Origin of the sequence: Streptomyces mauvecolor (assembly GCF_039532965.1) — a bacterium.
GTDB lineage: Bacteria > Actinomycetota > Actinomycetes > Streptomycetales > Streptomycetaceae > Streptomyces > Streptomyces violascens.
Map to the genome: position 1 here is coordinate 448,745 of NZ_BAAASQ010000012.1, position 19,234 is coordinate 467,978.

A 19,234-nucleotide genomic window follows, 5' to 3' on the forward strand; every position below is an offset into this window, starting at 1 on the left:
GAGCCCTCGAAAGGGGTGCAGGGGACGGAGTCCCCGCAGGGGGTCTGGGGCGGAGCCCCAGGAGCCGAACCATCCAACCCCTTGCACGGGCGGGTGGGTGAGAAGGGTCCCCGGGGTCTGGGGCGGAGCCTCAGGGGCCCCACCCCCGCTCGGGGTATGGCGAGGCGAGGCGAGCTGACGTACCGTCAGCTTCCGCTGATCCCAAGGAGGTTGCCGATGGACCGCCCCATCCCCCTCGACGAGTACCCCATCCACCAGACCCCGCTCTCGATGAAGCACGTCGCGACGGGCGACCGCAACGCCTACGACCGCTGCATCTTCCACGTCTTCGACCACCAGGGCCGCGCCCTGCTCATCGCGGGCCTCGGCGTCTACCCCAACACGGGGGTGATCGACGCCTACGCGACCTTGCGCGTAGGCGACCGACTGCACGCCGTCCGGGCTTCCGACGCCCTCACCGACGACCGTATGAACCTCGGCGTCGGCCCACTGCGGATCACCGCCGACACCCCGTTGCGCCGCCTCGCACTGCACTGCGCTCCCGATCCGGACGACCCGAATTCACTCTCGTACGACATCGTCTGGAACGCGGACTTCCCCGCGCTGTGGGAACCCCATCATGTGCAGCGCCGGGGCGACCGGCTCACGCTGGAGGGGCGGCGGTTCGTGCAGGCGGGCCGGTGCGAGGGCGTGATCCGGGTCGGGGGCGAGGAGATAGCCGTCACGGCGGGGGAGTGGACCGGGACGCGCGACCGGAGTTGGGGGGTGCGGCCGATTCCCGGCGAGGAGGCCGGGCGCGGCGACGAGTACCGGCCCGAGGGCTTCCACTGGCTCTGGGTGCCCGCCCGGTTCGACGACCGGTTCGTCATGGTCATCGCCCAGGAGGACGCCGACGGCTACCGCACCCTCAACGAGGCCGTGCTCGTGCGCGAGGGCCGCCCCGACGCCCAACTCGGCTGGCCCCAGGCCGACATCACCTACCGGCCCGGCACCCGCCACCCCGAGCGCGCCGTCATCCACCTCACCGACCAGTCCCGCAAACCCCTCGAACTCGGCGTCGAGGTCCTCGCCTCCTCCCCGCTCGCGGTCGGCGCCGGATACCCGCCCGCCGACGGCTGGCAGCACGGCACCTGGCAGGGCCGCGGCTGGACCGACCGCCAGATCTACGACCTGTCCGACCCGGCCGCCCACCCCATGGCCGCGTACGGCGTCACCGACCACGCCGCCCGCTTCACCCTCGACGGGCAGACCGGATACGGGATCTTCGAGCACGGAAGCTTCGGCCGCCACGACCCCAGCGGCTTCGCCGACTACACCTCCGTCGCTCCGTGAGAACCGCCCGAGCCGCCCGTGAAGGGAGCACCGCCATGGCCACCGCGCCACGCCCCCGCACCTCCACCCGCGACCCCGAGGACCTCGGCCGCCGGCTCACCGCCTGGCTGGACGCCCGGCTGCCCGGTGCCCGCGTCACCGGCATCAAGGTGCCGTCCTCCAACGGCATGTCGAGCGAGACTCTCCTCTTCGACATCGAGCACCCCGAAACCCCCGTCCGCGCCTGCGCCCTGCGGCTCGCCGCCGACCCCGCCGCCTACACCGTCTTCCCCGTGTACGACATGGGCCGCCAGCACCGCGTCATGCGTCTGGTCGCCGAGCACACCGACGTGCCCGTACCGCGCGTGCGCTGGCTGGAGGAGGACCCGGCCCCGCTCGGCGCGCCGTTCTTCGTGATGGACCGGGCCGAGGGGCTCGTACCGCCGGACGTCATGCCCTATACGTATGAGGGCAATTGGCTGCACGCCGCCACCGACGCCGACCGTGCCCGCCTCCAGGACGCCACCGTCGGCGTCCTCGCCCGGCTGCACGATCAATTCCCGTACCGGGAAGCCGAGTTCCTGCTGCCGGACCGTTTCCCGAAGGGTTCGGCCCTGAGCCGGCACGTCGCCGCCCAACGGGACTACTACGAATGGGTGGTTGACGGAGTGCCGCGCTCGCCCCTCATAGAGGCGGCCTTCGACTGGCTCGACGCACACTGGCCGAAGGACGAGGGCCCGTCGGTCCTCAACTGGGGCGACGCCCGCATCGGAAACATCATCTACGACGGTTTCGAACCGGCGGCCGTCATCGACTGGGAGATGGCCTCCTGCGGCCCCCGCGAACTCGACCTCGGCTGGACCGTCTATCTGCACCGCTTCTTCCAGGACCTGACGGTGAGTTTCGGCCAGCCCGGCCTCCCGGACTTCCTGCGCCGCGACGACATCGAGCGCCGCTACGCCGAACTCACCGGCCACACCCCGCGCGACATGGAGTTCCACACCCTGTACGCGGCGCTGCGGCACGCGGTGGTCATGCTGCGGATCGCCTACCGCCAGCTGCACTTCGGCGAGGTCGAACCACCCGCCGACCCGGACGCACTGATCATGCACCGGGACAGCCTGGAGGCCATGGTGCGCGGTACGTACTGGAGTTGACCGGCCGTCGGCCGGACGCCCCCCTGTGGCGTCCGGCCCGTACAAAAGCTGCGGGCGCTCGGGTCAGGCGGCGCGGCGCATCCCCGGCACGCGCAGCGGGCGCGAGCCCGGGCCTCCGACGTGCGAGAACGGCTGGGTGCGCCAGTCGAGCCCCTGCGGGAGCGTGAGCAGCAGCGCGGTGTCCTGCTCCTGGACGTCGAGCGAATCGTCCGCCGCCTTCGCGTCCGCGGCCGAGCGCCCGGTCCCGGCGCACACCGTCAGGACGAACGGGTTCCACTTGCTCGGGCACAGCGCGTGCTCGGGCAGCTCGTCCTCGTCGGCGAGCAGCGCGATCGGCTGTGCACAGTCCGGGCAGATCACCCGGTACATCTCGAAGGTGTCGTACGCGTCGAGCGCGTCCTCTTCGTCGACCAGGTCGGTGATATCGGCAGGCTCCGGTTCGGTGCGTTCACGTTCCATACGTCCGGTGCGCTTGGAATTCTGCATTGGGACACTCCCCCTCGGGTGGGCCGGCATTGCGCCGCGGCCGCGACCAAAGCAAGCACTTCCCGCCAAGTCCCGGCGATAACCGCGCGACCCCCGCCGAGCCGTCCGCAAACCTGTGGCGTTCGTCACATGCCGCCCGCAGATGCCATTTCCGGCGGCGCCCGACTGTGCCGGAGGCGACCCGGGGCATAGGTTGATCGCCATGGAGGAGCTGGACCGTCACATCGTGGATCTGCTCGTCAAGGACGGGCGGATGAGCTACACCGACCTGGGCAAGGCCACCGGCCTGTCCACCTCGGCGGTGCACCAGCGGGTGCGGCGCCTGGAGCAGCGCGGCGTCATCCGCGGATACGCCGCCGTGGTCGACCCCGAGGCGGTGGGCCTGCCGCTGACCGCGTTCATCTCGGTCAAGCCCTTCGACCCCAGCGCCCCCGACGACATCGCCGAGCGCCTGGCGGGCGTACCCGAGCTGGAGGCCTGCCACAGCGTCGCCGGGGACGAGAACTACATCCTCAAGGTGCGCGTGGCGACCCCGCTGGAGCTGGAGCACCTGCTCACCCGCATCCGCACCCTGGCCGGCGTCTCGACCCGTACGACCGTCGTCCTGTCCACCCCGTACGAGGCGCGGCCGCCGCACATCTAGCCCACCCCGTTCCGGGCCGCCCCGTAAGAGCCACGGCCCTGTACGAGCCGAGGCCGCCGCATATCTAGGCTGTCCTCCATGAGTTCCGCGAGTTCCGCACCCGAAGAGACCGCCCACCGCACCGTCCTGCTGCGCGGCGGCGACGTACACAGCCCCGCCGACCCGTTCGCCACCGCGATGGTCGTCGAACGCGGACACGTCGCCTGGGTCGGCTCGGAGGGAGCCGCGGACGCCTTCGCCGGCGGGGTGGACGAGGTCGTCGACCTCGAAGGCGCCCTGGTCACCCCCGCGTTCACCGACGCACATGTGCACACCACCGCCACCGGCCTCGCCCTGACCGGCCTCGACCTCTCCTCGGCCCGCACGCTCGCCGAAGCCCTCGACGCCGTACGCGCCCACGCCGCGGCCCGCCCCGACGACAGGGTGCTGCTCGGCAACGGCTGGGACGCCGCCCGCTGGCCCGAGCGGCGCCACCCCTCGCGGTCCGAACTCGACGCCGCCACCGGCGGCCGCCCCCTCTACCTGCCCCGCATCGACGTCCACTCGGCCGTCGTCACCACCGCCCTGCTCGACCTGGTCCCCGGCGTGCGCGACCTGGCCGGATTCCGCGACGGCGAGCCGCTGACCGGCGCCGCGCACCACGCCGTGCGGGCCGCGGCCCACGGCGCCATCACCCCGCGCCAGCGCGCCGAGGCCCAGCGCGCTGCGCTGCGCAGGGCCGCATCCCTCGGCATCGGCACCCTCCACGAGTGCGGCGGCCCCGACATCTCCGACGAGGACGACTTCACCTCGCTGCTCGCCCTGGCGCGCGACGAAGCGGGCCCGCGGGTCTTCGGCTACTGGGCCGAGCGCGTCGCCGGCGTCAAGGACGCCGATCGCATCCGCGAACTCGGCGCGGTCGGCGCGGCCGGGGACCTCTTCGCGGACGGCTCGCTCGGCTCCCACACCGCCTGCCTGCACGCCCCCTACGCCGACGCCCCGCACACCGGGACCGGCCACCTCGACGCGGCCGACGTCGCCGACCATGTGGCCGCCTGCACCGAGGCCGGACTCCAGGCCGGCTTCCACGCCATCGGCGACGCCGCCGTCACCGCGGTCGTCGAGGGCGTGCGGGCAGCCGCCGAGCGGGTCGGTCTCGCCCGCATCCGCGCCGCCCGGCACCGCGTCGAGCACGCCGAGATGCTCACCCCGCACACGATCGCCGCCTTCGCCGAACTCGGCCTCACCGCGTCCGTGCAGCCCGCGTTCGACGCGCTGTGGGGCGGCGAGGAGGGCATGTACGCCGAGCGGCTCGGCGCCGAGCGGGCCCGCACCCTCAACCCGTACGCCGCCCTCCTGAGGGCCGGAGTGCCGCTCGCCTTCGGCTCCGACTCCCCGGTGACCCCGCTGGACCCGTGGGGGACCGTCCGCGCGGCCGCCTTCCACCGCACCCTCGAACACCGCATCTCGGCCCGCGCCGCCTTCACCGCGCACACCCGGGGCGGCTGGCGGGCGCTCGGCCGGGACGACGCGGGCACGCTGGTGCCGGGCGCTCCGGCCGACTACGCCGTCTGGCGCGCCGAGGACCTCGTGGTCCAGGCCCCGGACGACCGGGTGGCCCGCTGGTCCACCGACCCCCGCTCGGGCACCCCGGGTCTGCCCGACCTCACGCCGGGCACCGCCCTGCCGGTCTGTCTGCGCACCGTGGTGTTCGGACAAACGGTATTCGCGCGTCCGAACGAGTGACATAGCGACATTTCGCACTGTTGGCGGGCGGCCGTCACGGCATCCCCACGACCTGCGGATCTTCGGCACTGACCTGGTGATTCGCGGAAACGCCGCAGCTCAAACGGCTGTTGACAGAAAGCGGCGGAAGGCCGGTAGGTTCGGCCGAGTCCACCACAGGACGTCCGACCGGTTGGAACCTCCACGCAGTCGTCGAACGCCGCTGGGTCATGGGGCGGGGTGCCGCACCGGCACACCGCCACTGGGAGCCAGGTTCAGCGCCCGCGCCTCGGGGGCGAGGGAAGGTTTCAGCCGCGAGGGAGTCCCCCCTGCCCCTGCGGGCCCGGGGGAAGGTGCGACCCGGGTGGGGCCCGGACGCTCAGTAGACAACGGCTCTCGGTCGACCCGCAGCCAGCGGGTCCCAGGTCGGCCCGAAGGGCGCCGGGCCCCGGTACCGAGACGCTCCCTCACGACACCGTCTTGACTTCCGGCATTCCGGCGGATCCCCGCCGCCATCCGGGCGCATCCGACACCACGCACCCTCGCGGTACGGGCTGATCACGACCGCTCGCTATGGTGGACCCCTGCGTACGGACAATAAGGGGCAGTAGTGAACGACGGCGGTCAGAGGCGGTACGGCCCGCTGGGCAAGGCCTTGGTGATCATTCCGACCTACAACGAGGCGGAGAACATCAAGCCGATCGTCGCCCGCGTCAGAGCGGCGGTCCCCGAGGCCCACATTCTGGTCGCCGACGACAACAGCCCCGATGGCACGGGCAAGTTCGCGGACGAGATCGCGGCCGAGGACGACCAGGTGCACGTGCTGCACCGCAAGGGCAAGGAAGGCCTCGGCGCGGCCTATCTGGCCGGCTTCCGCTGGGGCATCGAGCACGACTACGGCGTACTCGTCGAAATGGACGCCGACGGCTCCCACCAGCCCGAGGAACTGCCCCGGCTGCTCACCGCGCTCAAGGGCGCCGACCTGGTGCTCGGCTCCCGCTGGGTGCCCGGCGGGCGGATCGTGAACTGGCCCAAGTACCGCGAGTTCATCTCGCGCGGCGGCTCCACCTACTCCCGGCTGCTCCTCGGCGTCCCGATCCGCGACGTCACCGGCGGCTACCGGGCCTTCCGCCGCGAGACCCTCGAAGGCCTCGGCCTCGACGAGGTCGCCTCGGCCGGCTACTGCTTCCAGGTCGACCTGGCCCGCCGCGCGGTCGGCGCGGGCTTCCACGTGGTCGAGGTGCCCATCACGTTCGTCGAGCGCGAACGCGGCGACTCCAAGATGAGCAACGACATCCTGGTCGAGGCGCTCTGGCGGGTCACCGCCTGGGGCGTCGGCTCCCGCGCCAACAAGCTCCTGGGCCGCAAGCCCTCCTGAGCGGGGCCCTCCTGGGCGGGACTCTCCTGAGCGGGGCCGGGGCTGTCATGAGCAGGGCGTACTGATCACTTCCTTACGCCGTCCGGATCGGCTGCCAGGCACACTGGGAGCATGACGACCGGCACTCCGCCTCCGACAGTTCCCAAGCGCTCACGCGCCCGCACCTTCGTACCCCTGGGGATCGCCGCCTGGCTGGTCCTGGAGATCTGGCTGCTCACCGTGGTGGCCGGCGCCGCCGGCGGGCTCACGGTTCTGCTGCTGCTCGTCGGCGGCCTGGTGCTCGGCGGTTACGTCATCAAGCGAGCCGGGCGCCGCGCCTTCCGCAATCTGACGGAGACGTTTCAGCAGCAGCAGTCCGGGGCCGTCCCGGCCGCCGCCAGGCCCGGCAGCGAGGGCAACGCGCTGACCATGCTGGGCGGGCTGCTCCTGATCATCCCCGGCTTCCTCTCGGACGTGCTCGGGCTGCTGTGCCTGGTTCCGCCGGTACGGAAGTCCGTGGCCCGCTTCGCCGAGCGCTCGCTGGAGAAGCGGATGCGGGCGGCCACCCCCGGCAGCTTCGGCGACGCCTTCCAGCAGGCCCGCATCCACTACCCGGACGGCAAGGTCGTGCCGGGCGAGGTCATCCGCGACGACGGCCCGTCCTCCTACCCGCCGCGCGAGGACCGGGGGCAGCGCCCGCCGCTGACTCCCTGAACGGCACGGGCACCACAGAAAGGCTGAGGGCCGGTCACACCAGGTGGTGTGACCGGCCCTCAGCTCTTAGGCGCTGTATCGCCGAATTGCGCGATCAGGCGGACTTGCGGCTGTCGCGCGGATGCACGGCAATGTTCATGGTGCCGGAACGCAGGACCTCCAGCCTCTCGGCCAGAACCTCCTCCAGTTCCTCGCGGGTGCGCCGCTCCATGAGCATGTCCCAGTGCGTACGCGCGGGCTTGCCCTTCTTCTCTTCAGGACCGTCGCCGTCCACCAGGAGTGCGGGGGCCCCACAGACCTTGCACTCCCACTCCGGCGGGATCTCCGCCTCCACCGAGAAGGGCATCTCAAAGCGATGTCCCTTCTCGCATGCGTACTCCACGGCCTGGCGCGGGGCCAGATCGATGCCGCGGTCGGTCTCGTAGCTGGTCACCACGAGGCGCGTGCCGCGAAGAGCTCGCTCACTCATGAATCGTGCCTCCCGGGCTTGTCGCCCACAGGACAGGTGTCACTGTCGTCGTCATCCGGTCAACGTCCGGTCGGCGGTAAAGATTCCCGTTCTGGGTCATGCGTCGCCGTCGTGCCGCCCCTTGTTGTACCCACCAGTGACCGGTTTGTCACATCTGACAGCAGATGTCACCCAGCGTCTTCACTACTTGAGCACGCAGTAACGGTCCGCCTGGCAGGCCAAAGGCGTACACTACCGGCCTTTCACTTCAACGTCTAAATCCGCGCCGGAACCGGGTTTCCGGCGGCCGCCACGGCGGCCCGCACCGGGACCCGGGCGAGCAGCACGAAGCCGACCGCGAAGAAGGCCACCAGCGAGATGATCGCATCCCGGTAGCTGCCGGTCAGCTGATACGCGAGACCGAACACCAAGGGCCCCAGCCAGCTCAGTCCCCGGTCGCTCATCTCGTAGGCCGAGAAGTATTCGGCCTCCTTGCCGCTCGGCACCATGTGTGAGAAGAGCGACCTCGAAAGCGCCTGACTGCCGCCGAGCACCGTCCCGATCGCCCCCGCCAGCGCGAAGAAGAGCACCGGCTCGTGGGCCGGCAGGAAGAAGCCGGCCCCGAGGATCAGCGCCCACACCGCGAGCGAGCCCAGAATCGTCCGCTTCGCGCCGTAGGTCTGGGCAAGGCGCCCCATCCCGAGCGCACCCGCCACCGCCAGGACCTGCACGAGGAGCACGGCCACGATGAGCGTGTCCTGATCCAGGCCGAGTTCCTCGGACCCGTAGACCGAGGCCTGCGAGATCACGGTCTGCACGCCGTCGTTGTAGATCAGGTACGCGGCCAGGAACGCGAGGGTCAGCGGGCGGGCCCGCATGTCCCGCAGCGTGGAGATCAGCTGCCGCCAGCCCGCGCCGACCCGCGCCTCGGCCGCGGCGGCGCCGGCCACCTCGCGGTCGCGCAGCCGCCTCAGCGGCACCAGCGTGAACGCGCCCCACCAGATCCCCGCCGAGGCCAGACAGATCCGTACCGCGGTCGACTCGGAGACCCCGAAGCTGTCGTGCCCCGAGTACAGGATCAGATTGAGGACGAGGACGCCCGCGCCCGAGGTGTAGCCGAAGGCCCAGCCCCGCGACGAGACCCTGTCGCGTTCCTCGGGGCCCGCGATCTGCGGCAGATAGGCGTTGTAGAGGACCATCGACACCGAGAGCGAGGCGTTCGCGACGATCAGCAGCATCGCGCCCAGGAGATAGCGGTGCCCGTCGAGGAAGAACATCCCGGCCGTCGCGGCCGCGCCCGTATAGGCGGCGGCCGCCAGGAGCGGCTTCTTGCGGCCCCGGCGGTCGGCCGCGGCGCCCACGACCGGCATCAGGACCACCGCGAGGATCACCGAGGCGGACACCGCGTACGCGAAGACCGAGCCCGCACGCACCGGGACGCCCAGCGGATGCACGAACCCGTCGGGGTCCGCCGCCGACTTGGCCGTCGCCGTCAGATACGGGCCCAGGAAGACCGTGAGCACGCTCGTCGAATACACCGAGCAGGCGAAGTCGTAGAAGTACCAGCCGCGTTGCTCGCGCCTGCGGTCGGCCGTGCTCACCGGCTGTTCCGCCCGGTCCGTGATCTCAGAGATCTCAGCGCTCAACCCGCGCCCCCTCGCTCGTCCCCGTACGCGAGCGGTGGCTGCCGGGGCTCAGTGCCAGACTCCCCGGTCGGTCAGTACCGTGCGCAGTGTCTCCAGATGATCGGTCATGATGCCATCCACCCCCAGGTCCAGGAGAGCCCTCATCCGATCGGCATCGTTGATGGTCCACACGTGGACCTGCAGGCCAAGAGCGTGCGCAGTCCGCACGAAGCGCCGGTCCACCACCGGGATGCCGCTCTGGCTCTCGGGAACCTGGGCGCTGACGGCGCCGGTGCGTAGCGGCACGGGGATCCCGTACGAGCGAAGCCGCAGCGCGGCGACCCCGCGCACGCCGTACGAGGTGGCCAGGCGCGGGCCCCCGAGCCGGTGCGCCCTCGTGACGCGGGCCTCCGAGAACGAGCCGATGCAGACCCGGTCCCAGGCGTTGGTGCGGCGGATCAGGTCGATCAGCGGGACGAGCGCGGACTCGGCCTTGAGGTCGACGTTCCAGCGGGCTTCGGGGAAGGCTTCGAGGAGCTCCTCGAACAGCGGCAGCGGCTCGCGTCCGGCCACCCTGGCCCGCTCGACCTCGGCCCAGGGCAGCTCGGCGATCCTTCCCCGGGCGTCGGTGACGCGGTCCAGCGTCGCGTCGTGGAAGGCGACCAGGCGCCCGTCGGCCGTGGTGTGCACATCTGTCTCGAAGTACCGGTAGCCGGCCGCGGCGGCCCGCTCGAAGGCGGCCGCGGTGTTCTCGATGCCGTCGGCCGCCCCGCCGCGGTGGGCGAACGGGATCGGCGAGGGATGGTCCAGATAGGGGTGGCGTACGCGAGTCACCGGCGAAGTATCGCGCGCCGGGGTGTCGGCTCCGCGGCGGGCGTGCTGCGCGCGGGTGCCGGGGGCGTGACCTCGGGGGCGGGCCCGGACGCGGGCTCCTTCGCCCCCTCGGGGATCGCGAAGAGCCGGAGGAAGAACTGGGCGAGCGGCCCGATCGCGAGCGCGTACAGGACCGTGCCGATGCCGAGCGAGCCGCCGAGCAGGAACCCGGTCGCGACCACGACCACCTCAAGTGACGTACGGACAAGCCGAATCGAGCGCCCCGTCACCTTGTGCAGGCCCGTCATCAGGCCGTCGCGCGGGCCGGGCCCGAAGCGGGCCGAGATGTAGAGGCCGGTCGCCACGCCGTTGCAGACGATCGCCGCTGCCGTCAGCGGAACCTGTGCGAGCAGACCGCGCACATCGGGGACGACGGCGAGCGTGGCGTCCATGAAGATGCCGATCGCGAAGACATTGGACACGGTGCCGAGCCCCGGCCGCTGCCGGATCGGGATCCAGAGGAGCAGCACCGCGGCTCCGACGATGATCGATACGACGCCGATGGAGAGGCCGGTGTGCTCGGCCAGCCCCTGGTGCAGCACCCCCCACGGTTCGAGACCGAGCCCGGCGCGCACGAGCAGCCCCGAGCTGACGCCGTACAACGCGAGGCCGACGTAGAGCTGCAACAGCCTCCGCGTGAGGTGCGTGGACAAGATGGTGCCCCCTGGGTGGATCCTGTGTGGTGGTAGTGGACTGACTCATGACACTCTGTGGCGGGGGAATGGACCCCGCCCATGGCCAATTCGAGGAAGGTGGACTGACTTCATGGCTCAGTGGACCTCGGCGATCGGGCCCGCCCAGCTCGCCCGTCAGCTCCAGGCACAGCAGCCCCGCCCGGTCGGCGCCGGACTGCGCAAGCCGCCCGCCTACCGGGCGCTGGCCGACGGGATCCGGCTGCTCGTCCTCGAAGGCCGCGTACCGGCCGCTGCCCGGCTGCCCGCCGAGCGCGAGCTGGCCGTCGCCCTGTCGGTGAGCCGCACCACGGTCGCCGCCGCCTACGAGGCGCTGCGCGGCGAGGGCTTCCTCGAATCCCGGCGCGGCGCGGGCAGCTGGACCGCGGTGCCCGCCGGGCATCCGCTGCCCGGCCGCGGCCTGGAGCCGCTCCCGCCCGAGTCGCTCGGCTCGATGATCGACCTGGGCTGCGCGGCGCTGCCCGCTCCCGAGCCCTGGCTGACCCGGGGCGTACAGGGCGCGCTCGAAGAGCTTCCGCCGTACGCGCACACCCACGGCGACTACCCGGCAGGACTGCCTGCCCTGCGCCAGATGCTCGCCGACCGCTACACCGCGCGCGGCATCCCCACGATGCCCGAGCAGATCATGGTGACGACGGGGGCGATGGGCGCGATGGACGCCATCTGTCATCTGTTCGCCGGACGCGGTGAGCGCATCGCCGTCGAATCACCGTCGTACGCCAACATCCTCCAGCTCATGCGCGAGGCGGGCGCCCGTCTTGTGCCGATCGCCATGGCCGAGGGGCTGACCGGCTGGGACCTGCCGCGCTGGCGCCAGGTGCTGCGGGACGCCGCGCCCCGGCTCGCCTACGTCGTCGCCGACTTCCACAACCCCACGGGCGCGCTCGCCGACGAGGACCAGCGCCGCCAGCTCGTGGACGCGGCCCGCTCGGCCGGCACGGTGCTCGTCGTCGACGAGACGATGAGCGAGCTGTGGCTGGACGAGGACCTCGCCATGCCGCGCCCTGTCTGCGGCTTCGACCCGGCCGGGGCCACGGTGCTCACCGTCGGCTCGGCGAGCAAGGCGTTCTGGGCGGGTATGCGCATCGGCTGGGTGCGGGCCGCGCCCGACATCATCCGCTCGCTGGTCGCCGCCCGCGCGTACGCGGATCTGGGCACGCCGGTCCTGGAGCAGCTCGCCGTCAACTGGCTGATGGCGACGGGAGGTTGGGAGCAGGCGGTCGAGCTCCGCCGCACCCAGGCCCGCGACAACCGCGACGCTCTGGTCACGGCGGTGCGCCGCGAGCTCCCCGACTGGGAGTTCCACGTCCCGCGCGGCGGCCTCACCCTGTGGGTCCGCACGGGCGGCCTGTCGGGATCCCGCCTCGCCGAGGTCGGCGAACGGGTCGGAGTGCGGGTGCCGTCCGGCCCCCGCTTCGGAGTGGACGGCGCGTTCGAGGGCTACGTACGCCTGCCGTTCACGGTGGGCGGCCCGGTCGCCGAGGAGGCCGCGGTGCGGCTGGCCGCGGCGGCGCGTCTCGTGGAGACGGGCGGCGGGTCGGGGAGCGCGGAGCCGCCCCGGACGTTCGTGGCGTGAGGGAGGACTGCTCCACCGCCGGAACTGTGGCGTGAGGCAGGACTTACCCCTCCGCAGGGACGGCTTCCACCGCCGCCTCCCGCGCCGGAAGGAGGTCCAGGACCGCCTGGCGGTGGGCCTCCGTCGTCGCGTCGTCGTACGGGTCCGGGGTGGCCGGGACCTGGAGGCGCAGGACGGGGCCCGTGCCCAGGCGGGCGTAGCCGCGGCCCGGCGGGACGTCGGGGGTGGGGGTCGTGTGCGGGGGGACGCCGAGCACCGACTCGACCTGGCCGAGCGAGGCCGGGCCCAGGACCACCCGGGCCCGGGTCTGGGAGCGTACGGGCTCGGACAGGTCGTCCAGCGTGTCGAACTGTTCGGCGACCACGACCGTCACCCCGGCGGCCCGGCCGTGTCGCAGCGGGATCTGGAGCAGGTGCTGGGGGTCGATCCGGCCGTCGGCCGCGGCCAGGTCGGCCAGCGCGCTCGGCCGGTCGAGCAGGATCCACAGCGGGCGCTTGGTGTCCTCGGGCGCCGGGTGGCCCGCCTGGCGCGCCCGGTTCGCGGCGATCAGCCGGCGCTCCGTCTCGTGCGAGGCCCATTCCAGGGTGGCGAGCGCCCCGGCGAGCCCGCACTCGACGGCGAGGACGCCCGAGCGGCCCGCGAGGCAGGCGTACTCACCGGTTCCGCTGCCCTCGACGATCAGCAGATCGCCCTGCTGGAGGACCTGGAGCGCGATGGAGCGGAGCAGCGTCGTGGTGCCCGCGCCGGGCTGGCCGACGGCCAGGAGGTGGGGCTCGGTGGAGCGGGGCCCGGTCCGCCAGATCACCGGCGGGGCGTCGTGGCTCTCCTCGCCCGCGATCACGGGCACCGTCCGCTGCACGGCGTCGGCGTCGGTGAATCCGAGGACGGTCTCGCCCGGCGAGGTCACGAAGCGCTGGGCCGCGATCGTGGTGGGCAGCGCGCCGAGCACGTTCATGACGAGTTGGTTGCCCTCCTCGTCCCAGGCGAAGTGATACTCGCGGCCGCGTCCCGACTTGGCGTGCAGAAGCTGTTCGATACGGGCGCGCGCGTCGGCCTCGCTGTCGGTGAAGTACGCCGGGTAGCGCACCTGGAGCCGGGTGAGCCGGCCGTCGTCGTCGAACGCGAACTCGCTGAAGGCCGTGTCCCACTCGCCTCCGTGGGAGTAGAGCGGGTCCGGGTCCTCCGGGACGGAGAAGTACGGCACGAGCGCCTCGTAGAGGGCCTGGAGGCGGGCGAGTTCGGCCTCGTCGGGGCCGGTCTTGACGACGGGCCTCGCGCGGCCCTTCCAGCCGGCCGCGCCCATCACCGTGATCAGGGCGAGGAGCGGACCGTAGGGAATGAGCGCGACGACCAGGATGACGGCCGCCGTCAGGAACAGCGCGGGACCACGCCGTTCCTTGGGGCTGGCGGCCCATCTGGCGTGCAGGGCGGCGGCGATCAGCCGCAGGCCGCGGCTGATCGTGATGAGCGGATGGAGAACGTCGGCGGCGCTGTCGGTGGCCGTGCGCGCGATCTCGCGGCTGCGAACGATGGGTGCGCTGCTGCTCAGAATGCGGGGGAGCGGTCGCCGGGCCACATCGTTCTCCTGGAGTTGTGTCCGCGGCGGTGTCCGCGGCCCTGTCTGCCGTCGTACGCAGGACAGCGGGAGATCAGAACTTGATCCCGCCCAGCATGCTCGCCAGGCTCGCGCCCCCGGCGGTGATGCTCGGGGCGATGGCGGTGCCCGCGAGGTAGAAGCCGAAGAGCGCGCACACGAGCGCGTGCGAGGCCTTGAGTCCGTCTTTCTTGAAGAAGAGGAAGCAGATGATTCCGAGCAGCACCACGCCTGAGATGGACAGGATCATTTGGGGATCTCCTGGTCGGGGGGACGGTCACCATGAGTTGTTCCAGGCTCACAGGAAGTATCTATGCGATAAAAGGTGCAAATGGGTGAAGTATCGCCGATTTCACTGGAGTGGCGGATATGAAAAGCGGCCCGGAGCGGCACACTGTGCGGCCGCAGGGGCGCGAAACCGTCACTCGCGGTGATCTTTGCCGCCGCAGCGCCACGTCATGTCCCCCCTCGGGCAGTACCCTGTCGATTCACTCGTACGGCTCTGTCGCCGTGCGGGTTTGTTCCGTTGCCCCTAAGGAGTGTTCGATGAGCGAGGAACTCGATCCCGAGGTGGTCGAGCTGGCGGCCAAGATCTTCGACCTGGCCCGCCAGGGTGACGCCGAGGCGCTCGCCGCGTACGTCGACGCCGGGGTGCCCGCGAACCTCACCAACGACCGCGGCGACTCCCTCGTGATGCTGGCCGCCTACCACGGGCACGCCGAGGCCGTGGCCGCCCTGCTGGCCCGCGGCGCCGAGGCCGACCGCGCCAACGACCGCGGCCAGACCCCGCTCGCCGGCGCCGTCTTCAAGGGCGAGGACGCCGTGATCAAGGCCCTCCTTGCCGGCGGAGCCGATCCTTCCGCCGGGACGCCCTCCGCGGTCGACACGGCCAGGATGTTCGGCAAGACGGACCTGCTCGCCCTGTTCGGGGCCAACTGAGCGTCCACCAAGCGTTTACGGGGGATCCACCGAAGAGCCCGCTGAGAGGGGCGCCGTAAATGTGGTCGCGATGGCGAAATGGCTGGGTCATCATGACGTCGAACCCCTACATCGGGGGCAGGGTCCCTACATCGGGGACCGCGACGAAAGGCAGGAAGATGGTCTACACCAAGCAGAAGACGGCGGGCGACCCCTCATGTTGCTGCGCGGCCTAGGGCAAGGCACGAATCCCCGGTTGCGTCGACAGCTTGATGTGAGGCTATTTCCATGTTCGATCCAGTCATAGCGCCGAGCGGCACGCTGCTCGGCCTGCTGCAGCGGGGCCGCGGCGACGGCACCCTGCACGCGCTGGCCGCCCCGCGCGACGAGGCCCTGGCGGCCCTCAACCACTGCGTTCTGAGCGACCCCCGCCACGACTGGCAGGTCGAGAACCGCTCGCTGTACTACGCGCGCCTCTTCCTGGATCTCGACGGCGGGCTCGACCAGATCGAGCGCCACCTCTTCGGCGCCGAGGACATCCTCGACACCGAGGACTCCAGGACGGGGCTCGCCCTCGCCGTCCTCGGCCACCTCGCCTCGTACGGCAGGAACGACGCGCTCGCGCTGCTCCGCCGCTACGCCGCGGCCGGCTCCAACTGGGCCTGGGCCCTGGACGAGCTCGCGCTGCGCGACGACGACGCGAGCCTGCGCGGCCTCGCCACGTCCGTGCTCGGCCGCTTCCCCGCCACCGCGGAGGGCGACGCGGAGCTCGCCGCCACCGTGCGTGACGCCTACGAGCCGCGCCCCTGGCGGCTGTGGGCCGAGGATCCGCGCGAGAGCGTGGGCGCCCGGGTGCGGGCCGCCCAGGAGACCGGCTCCTTCGACCGCTGGCAGCGCCAGATGCGGCCGTCCGGGCCCCGCCCCGGATGGAGCGTGCAGGCCGTCTTCGACTGGGCCGACGAAGGCCTGGAACGCGGCGCGGTCCTGCACCTGCCCGCGGCCAGGTGCCTCGGCGCCGTCGCCGGGCCCGAGGACCGGGACGCCATCATCGAGGCGGCCCGATCCGGCACCGACGGCGCCCGCGGCGCGGCCCTGCACTATCTCGCCGAGTCGCGCGACGCCCGCGTGCTCGACCTGATCGAGACCGCCGTCTCGGCCGGGTCGCGCATCGCCGCCGAAGCCGCCGTCCACGCCTTCGAGCGGATGTGCGGCCCCGAAGCCGTCGACCGGGCCCGCCGCTGGGTCCAGCGCCCCGACGAACTCGGTGCCTGTGCCGCCGGCGTGCTCGCCTCACGCGGCGAGGCCGGCGACGAGAAGCTGGTGCTCGGCGCGCTCCGCGAGACCGTACGTTCCGAGGGCCCCGACGCGCCGCTCCTCCGGGCGCTCGTCGACGGGGCGGGACGGCTCGGCATCTGCTGCGCCGCCCCCGTGCTGCGGCACGTCTACCGCGAGACCGCCTCCTCCCAGCTGCGCGGCCGCACCGCCCGCGCCCTCGCCGCCACCGACCCGACGTTCGCCACCGGCTTCGCCGTCGAATGCCTGTGGGACTGCGAGGAGACCACCAGAGAAGTGGCCGCCCAGTACGCCGAGCTCGTCGACGCCCGCGTCGCCGAACGGCTGCGCAGGCTCGCCGCCGACCCGGCCGAGGAGGCCGAGGTGCAGAGCGCCATCCACGACCGGCTCGGCCCGGACGCCACGGCCGTGTGACCCACGGCGACCGGAGGCAGGCCCGTGCGATCCACGACCGGACCTCCGGATGAGACAACGCTCATGGGACGTTCCCCGGGCGGAAAGATCCAAGTCGGCCGGGCCACTTCCGGCGCGACGACAACACGGGTATGCGTGTCGTCATCGTCACCGAATCCTTCCCGCCCGACGTCAACGGCGTGGCCCACTGCGCCCTGCAGACCGCCCGGCATCTCGCCGCACGCGGTCACCAACCGCTCGTCATAGCCCCGGCCACGGCCACGGGGGAGGGCTCTGACGCGCCGTGCCCCGTCGTACGGGTGCCCTCGCTTCCGCTGCCCGGCTATCCGGAGGTCCGCCTCGCGCTGCCCAGCCGCCGGGTCGCCGCCGCGATCGCGGCCCACCGGGCCGACCTCGTCCACCTGGCGAGCCCCTTCGTCCTCGGCGTACGCGGCATGGCCGCCGCCGCCCGCCTGCACGTTCCCGCCGTCGCCGTCTACCAGACCGACCTGGCCGGGTACGCCCGCACCTACATGGGCACCGGCGAAGGCACCGCCTGGCGGCGCCTGAGAGCCGTGCACTCGGCCGCCGACCGCACCCTTGCGCCCTCCACCCCGGCCCTGCGCGACCTGGAGGAGCACGGGGTGCGCCGGGTACGCCTCTGGCCGCGCGGTGTCGACACCGACCGCTTCCGGCCGGACCGGCGCGACGCCGCCCTGCGCCGCGAACTCGCCCCGCACGGCGAGCTGATCGTCGGCTACGTCGGCCGCCTCGCCCACGAGAAGCAGGTGGAACTCCTCGCGGACGTCTGCGCCCTGGACGGCGTACGCGTCGTCGTCACCGGGGACGGTCCGAGCGCGCCCGCCCTGCGCGCGGCCCTGCCCGGCGCGGTCTTCCTCGGCCGCCGCACAGGGGACGAACTCGCCCGGATCCACGCCTCGTTGGACGTCTTCGCACACACCGGGCCCTACGAGACGTTCTGTCAGACCGTGCAGGAGGCCATGGCGAGCGGAGTGCCGGTGATCGCGCCCGCGGCGGGCGGCCCGCTCGACCTCGTACGCCACGGACGTACGGGCCTCCTGGTGCCGCCGAGGAATGCGGGAGCCGTCCGCGACGCCGCCCTGAAGCTCGCAGATCCGGAACGGCGGGCTGCCTATGGGCGCGCCGGGCGGGAGGCGGTGCGCGGCCGCACCTGGGCCGCCGTCGGCGATCTGCTCCTCGACCACTACGCCGAGGTGCTCGGCGCACGCGCGGCGGTGGCGGCATGAGCGGGGGTGGCGCCGCGGGTGGCCTCCGGATCGTGCGGCTCGCCAACTTCGTGACCCCCGCGTCCGGCGGCCTGCGCACCGCGCTGCGCGAGCTCGGCCGGGGCTATCTGGCGGCCGGGCACGAACCCGTGCTCGTCGTGCCGGGCGGCCGGACGGCGGACGAACCCACCGAGCAGGGGCGGGTGATCACCCTGCCCGGCGTCGTGCTGCCGGGCACCGGCGGCTACCGGGTGCTCGTCGACCGGCGCCGGGTCCGCCGGATCCTCGAAGACCTCGCGCCCGACCGCATCGAGGTGTCCGACCGCACCACCCTGCGCTGGACCGGGGAGTGGGCGCGCCGGGCCAGGGTCCCCTCGGTGATGGTCTCGCACGAGACGGCCGACGGGGTCCTGCGCACCTGGGGCCTGCCCGAAGCCGTGGCCGGCGGCGCGGCCGACCGGCTCAACAGGCGTACGGGCTGGGCGTTCTCGCGGATCGTGTGCACCACGGAATGGGCGGAGCGCGAGTTCGTACGGATCGGCGCGCGCAATGTGGTGCGGGCCCCGCTCGGTGTCGACCTCGCGCAGTGCAGGCCCGGGCGGCGCTCGACGGTGCTGCGGGCCCGGCACGCGCGCGGCGCCCGGGTGCTGCTCCTGATGTGCTCGCGGCTCTCCGTCGAGAAGCGGCCGGCCGTCGCCCTGGACGCGCTCGCGGCGCTGCGGCGCACGGGCGTGCGGGCGGCGCTGGTGGTCGCGGGGGACGGCCCGCTGGCGGGGAGCCTGGAGCGCCGGGCGGCGGCGGAACGGCTGCCGGTCGAGTTCCTCGGGCACGTCGCCGACCGCGAAACGCTGGCCGACCTTCAGGCCGCGGCCGACGTCTGCCTGGCGCCGGGCCCCGCGGAAACGTTCGGTCTCTCGGCCCTTGAGGCGCTGGCCTGCGGGACCCCGGTCGTGTGCAGCGCATCATCAGCCCTGCCCGAGGTCATCGGCGACGCGGGGCTCGCGGCCGGAGGTACGGGCGCGGAATTCGCCGCCGCTGTACGGGAGTTGCTGGCCAGGCCCGAGCCGCGACGCCGGGCGGACGCGCGGGCGCGGGCCGAACTGTTCGGCTGGGACGCCTCGGTGGCGGCCTTCCTCGCTGCGCACGACGCGCCGGTGATGCGGTCCGGCGCCGTCCGGGCGACGCCGGAGGTGATCGTGTGAC

General features: G+C 72.6%; 18 protein-coding genes. 11 read left to right on the top strand and 7 right to left on the bottom strand.

The window, feature by feature from the left end; all coding sequences use genetic code 11:
* The first annotated feature begins 216 nt into the window (after window positions 1-216).
* Both ABD346_RS18930 and ABD346_RS18935 read left to right on the top strand, forming a co-directional pair.
* On the top strand, window positions 217-1,332 hold the full coding sequence (locus ABD346_RS18930; protein WP_381226003.1) for an Rv3169 family protein: 1,116 nt from the start codon (window positions 217-219) through the stop codon (window positions 1,330-1,332).
* A 35-nt stretch (window positions 1,333-1,367) separates the two neighbouring features.
* Entirely contained in the window at window positions 1,368-2,468 is a 1,101-nt protein-coding gene (locus tag ABD346_RS18935) for a phosphotransferase family protein (protein WP_344376190.1), read from the top strand.
* 63 nt (window positions 2,469-2,531) lie between these two features.
* On the opposite strand, the gene ABD346_RS18940 is transcribed toward ABD346_RS18935, so the two are convergent.
* On the bottom strand, window positions 2,532-2,954 hold the full coding sequence (locus ABD346_RS18940; RefSeq protein WP_344376191.1) for a hypothetical protein: 423 nt from the start codon (window positions 2,952-2,954) through the stop codon (window positions 2,532-2,534).
* Between the two features lie 202 nt (window positions 2,955-3,156).
* Between ABD346_RS18940 and ABD346_RS18945 the strand changes: the two genes are divergently transcribed.
* The 4 genes from ABD346_RS18945 (at window position 3,157) to fxsA (ending at window position 7,372) form a co-directional block, all read left to right on the top strand.
* The gene (locus tag ABD346_RS18945; RefSeq protein WP_344376193.1) at window positions 3,157-3,597 is read left to right on the top strand and encodes an Lrp/AsnC family transcriptional regulator; all 441 of its coding nucleotides are present in this window, start codon (window positions 3,157-3,159) and stop codon (window positions 3,595-3,597) included.
* A gap of 78 nt (window positions 3,598-3,675) precedes the next feature.
* The gene (locus ABD346_RS18950; protein WP_344376194.1) at window positions 3,676-5,322 is read left to right on the top strand and encodes an amidohydrolase; all 1,647 of its coding nucleotides are present in this window, start codon (window positions 3,676-3,678) and stop codon (window positions 5,320-5,322) included.
* Window positions 5,323-5,911: 589 nt separating this feature from the next.
* Complete coding sequence (locus tag ABD346_RS18955; protein ID WP_114038095.1) at window positions 5,912-6,679, top strand: polyprenol monophosphomannose synthase; 768 nt, start codon at window positions 5,912-5,914, stop codon at window positions 6,677-6,679.
* Window positions 6,680-6,790: 111 nt separating this feature from the next.
* Window positions 6,791-7,372, top strand: coding sequence for an FxsA family membrane protein (gene fxsA / locus ABD346_RS18960; protein ID WP_344376195.1), 582 nt, complete (start codon window positions 6,791-6,793; stop codon window positions 7,370-7,372).
* A 94-nt stretch (window positions 7,373-7,466) separates the two neighbouring features.
* Here the strand turns inward: fxsA and ABD346_RS18965 are convergent, their stop codons facing one another.
* The 4 genes from ABD346_RS18965 to yczE form a co-directional block, all read right to left on the bottom strand.
* Window positions 7,467-7,841 carry an RNA polymerase-binding protein RbpA gene (locus ABD346_RS18965; RefSeq protein WP_053724453.1) on the bottom strand — a complete coding sequence of 125 codons (375 nt, stop codon included), beginning with the start codon at window positions 7,839-7,841 and terminating at the stop codon, window positions 7,467-7,469.
* 254 nt (window positions 7,842-8,095) lie between these two features.
* Window positions 8,096-9,466, bottom strand: coding sequence for an MFS transporter (locus ABD346_RS18970; RefSeq protein WP_344376198.1), 1,371 nt, complete (start codon window positions 9,464-9,466; stop codon window positions 8,096-8,098).
* 48 nt (window positions 9,467-9,514) lie between these two features.
* Window positions 9,515-10,279: a glycerophosphodiester phosphodiesterase family protein gene (locus ABD346_RS18975; RefSeq protein ID WP_344376200.1), complete on the bottom strand. Its 765-nt coding sequence runs from the start codon at window positions 10,277-10,279 to the stop codon at window positions 9,515-9,517.
* Window positions 10,276-10,971, bottom strand: a complete 696-nt coding sequence (gene yczE / locus ABD346_RS18980) for a membrane protein YczE (RefSeq protein WP_344376202.1) — start codon at window positions 10,969-10,971, stop codon at window positions 10,276-10,278. The genes ABD346_RS18975 and yczE overlap by 4 nt, the downstream gene beginning before the upstream one ends.
* Window positions 10,972-11,083: 112 nt before the next feature.
* Between yczE and ABD346_RS18985 the strand changes: the two genes are divergently transcribed.
* On the top strand, window positions 11,084-12,586 hold the full coding sequence (locus tag ABD346_RS18985) for an SCO1417 family PLP biosynthesis transcription factor (RefSeq protein WP_344376203.1): 1,503 nt from the start codon (window positions 11,084-11,086) through the stop codon (window positions 12,584-12,586).
* A gap of 43 nt (window positions 12,587-12,629) precedes the next feature.
* On the opposite strand, the gene ABD346_RS18990 is transcribed toward ABD346_RS18985, so the two are convergent.
* Window positions 12,630-14,162: a hypothetical protein gene (locus ABD346_RS18990; protein WP_344376204.1), complete on the bottom strand. Its 1,533-nt coding sequence runs from the start codon at window positions 14,160-14,162 to the stop codon at window positions 12,630-12,632.
* A 73-nt stretch (window positions 14,163-14,235) separates the two neighbouring features.
* Complete coding sequence (locus ABD346_RS18995; RefSeq protein WP_189962286.1) at window positions 14,236-14,430, bottom strand: hypothetical protein; 195 nt, start codon at window positions 14,428-14,430, stop codon at window positions 14,236-14,238.
* Between the two features lie 296 nt (window positions 14,431-14,726).
* Between ABD346_RS18995 and ABD346_RS19000 the strand changes: the two genes are divergently transcribed.
* The 4 genes from ABD346_RS19000 (at window position 14,727) to ABD346_RS19015 (ending at window position 19,233) form a co-directional block, all read left to right on the top strand.
* The gene (locus tag ABD346_RS19000) at window positions 14,727-15,119 is read left to right on the top strand and encodes an ankyrin repeat domain-containing protein (RefSeq protein WP_344376205.1); all 393 of its coding nucleotides are present in this window, start codon (window positions 14,727-14,729) and stop codon (window positions 15,117-15,119) included.
* 267 nt (window positions 15,120-15,386) lie between these two features.
* On the top strand, window positions 15,387-16,805 hold the full coding sequence (locus ABD346_RS19005) for a HEAT repeat domain-containing protein (protein ID WP_344376207.1): 1,419 nt from the start codon (window positions 15,387-15,389) through the stop codon (window positions 16,803-16,805).
* A gap of 131 nt (window positions 16,806-16,936) precedes the next feature.
* Complete coding sequence (locus ABD346_RS19010) at window positions 16,937-18,052, top strand: glycosyltransferase family 4 protein (RefSeq protein WP_344376208.1); 1,116 nt, start codon at window positions 16,937-16,939, stop codon at window positions 18,050-18,052.
* A complete protein-coding gene (locus ABD346_RS19015) occupies window positions 18,049-19,233 on the top strand; it encodes a glycosyltransferase (protein ID WP_344376210.1) in 1,185 nt (394 codons plus the stop codon). Before ABD346_RS19010 ends, ABD346_RS19015 begins: the two co-directional genes overlap by 4 nt.
* Window position 19,234 lies beyond the last annotated feature (1 nt).